2 protein-coding genes are annotated in these 2390 nt (G+C 42.4%); both read left to right on the forward strand.

Annotated elements, in window-relative coordinates; all coding sequences use genetic code 11:
- Positions 1-1928, forward strand: a 1928-nt coding sequence (gene mutS / locus AC52RT_RS09825) for a DNA mismatch repair protein MutS (protein ID WP_495540576.1), incomplete at its 5' end; no start/stop codon positions are given.
- A gap of 15 nt (positions 1929-1943) precedes the next feature.
- On the forward strand, positions 1944-2390 hold a 447-nt coding region (mutL, locus tag AC52RT_RS09830; protein WP_495540577.1), incomplete at its 3' end, for a DNA mismatch repair endonuclease MutL.

Below are 2390 nucleotides of genomic sequence, written 5' to 3' on the forward strand. Positions count from 1 at the left end.
AAAAACGAAGTCTAGACCATCTTCAACCGGTAGAGCCATATGAAATCAATCATTATATGAAATTGGATTACTATTCAAAGCGTAATTTAGAGTTGACCGAAACGATTCGTTCGAAAGGGAAAAAAGGCTCGCTTTTATGGCTGTTGGATGAAACACAAACGGCGATGGGGGGCAGACTCCTTAAACAATGGATTGACCGTCCATTAATTTCTAAAACGCAGATTGAAGGAAGGCAGCAGCTGGTCGGCACGTTAATTGCTCATTATTTCGAACGGCAGGATATTCGTGATCGGTTAAAAGAAGTCTATGATTTAGAGAGATTGGCAGGAAGAGTTGCGTTCGGTAATGTCAATGGCAGAGATCTTAATCAGTTGAAACGTTCGCTTGAGCAGGTTCCGTATATCAAACAAATTGTTTCAGCTATGGATAATGAAACAATGGGCAAACTCACAGAACGACTGGATGCATGCGAAGAAGTAACAGATTTGCTTGAACAAGCTCTTGTCGACAATCCGCCGTTATCGATTAAGGAAGGCAATATCATTCGTGATGGTTTTAATGAAGAGCTTGATACGTACCGAGATGCAAGCCGTAACGGGAAGTCTTGGATGGCTGCGCTCGAACGCAAGGAACGTGAAGCATCCGGCATTAAGTCGTTAAAAATCGGCTATAATCGTGTATTTGGCTATTTCATAGAAGTTACACGGGCAAATCTCCATCTGCTTGAAGAAGGCAGATATGAGCGAAAACAAACGTTGTCGAATGCAGAACGGTTTATTACCCCGGAACTGAAAGAAAAGGAAGCCTTGATCCTCCAAGCTGAGGAAAAAAGCATCAGTTTAGAATATGACTTATTCTTGTCCGTCCGTGAACAAGTCAAAGAGTATATTCCAAGGCTTCAGGCGCTTGCACGTGCCGTTAGTGAGCTCGATGTTCTTCAGTGTTTTGCGACAATCAGTGAAGAGCGTCATTATGAAAAGCCTGTCTTTTCAGATGAACGGAGAATGATGATTACAGATGGCCGGCATCCAGTGGTTGAAAAGGTGCTGGATTCACAAGAGTATGTACCAAATGATTGTCAGATGAACCGTGAGCGTGAAATGTTGTTAATTACAGGTCCTAATATGTCAGGTAAAAGTACGTATATGAGGCAGGTTGCACTCATCGCAATTTTAGCTCAAATTGGTTGTTATGTACCTGCTTCTGAAGCGGTTCTGCCTATTTTTGATAAAGTATTCACTAGAATTGGTGCAGCAGATGATTTAATTTCTGGACAAAGTACGTTCATGGTTGAGATGTTAGAAGCGAAGAATGCGATTACCAATGCAACGGAGAATAGTCTAATATTATTTGATGAAATTGGCCGCGGGACCTCAACCTATGATGGAATGGCTCTAGCGCAAGCCATTATTGAATACATTCATAGTGAAATTGGCGCCAAAACGCTGTTCTCTACGCATTATCATGAACTGACTGTTCTATCTGAGGGATTGCCGATGCTAGAAAATGTCCATGTAAGTGCGATTGAACAAAATGGACATGTGGTCTTCCTTCATAAAATAAAAGAAGGCGCAGCAGATAAGAGCTACGGAATTCATGTGGCTAAGCTTGCTGAGCTGCCTGCCATGCTGATTGAACGGGCAACTGCGATTTTAACGGAACTGGAAAAGGGCGATGGAGGGAAACCTATTTTAGGTGTTCCTTCTGTGAGTAAAGAAGCACCTGTAAAGCAAGAGGCGGTACTGACGGCTGCAGAAGAAGCGGCTCAGTTATCCTTCTTTGCCGAACCGAATGCAGTCAAACTAAGTGCTGCGAATCCTAAAGAAAAAAAAGTGCTTGAAGAACTAAAAAGTATGGAAGTACTTGATATGACACCGCTCGATGCAATCAATATCTTATATAAACTGCAAAAAAAATTAAAATCGTAACGATGAGGTGATAATGTGGGGAAGATTGTTCAGCTGGATGAATCTTTATCCAATAAAATCGCAGCCGGAGAAGTAGTCGAACGCCCTGCCTCAGTTGTAAAGGAATTGCTGGAGAATGCCATTGATGCAAACAGCACCATCATTGAAATTGAGATTGAAGAAGCAGGACTAAGCAAGATTCGAATTATTGATAATGGTGACGGGATTATGGATGACGATGTCAAACGAGCATTCCAACGGCATGCAACCAGTAAGATTAAGGACGAACATGATTTATTTAGAATTCGAACGCTGGGCTTCCGCGGGGAAGCTCTGCCGAGTATCGCTTCTGTGTCTATTTTTGAATTAAAAACAAGCACGGGTGAAGGTCCTGGAACACGAATACTGCTTGAAGGCGGGGCCATTAAGGAATTTGAAGCCTCTTCAAGCCGAAAAGGGACAGATATTAGTGTATCGGGGTTA

Source organism: Peribacillus sp., from assembly GCF_059453735.1.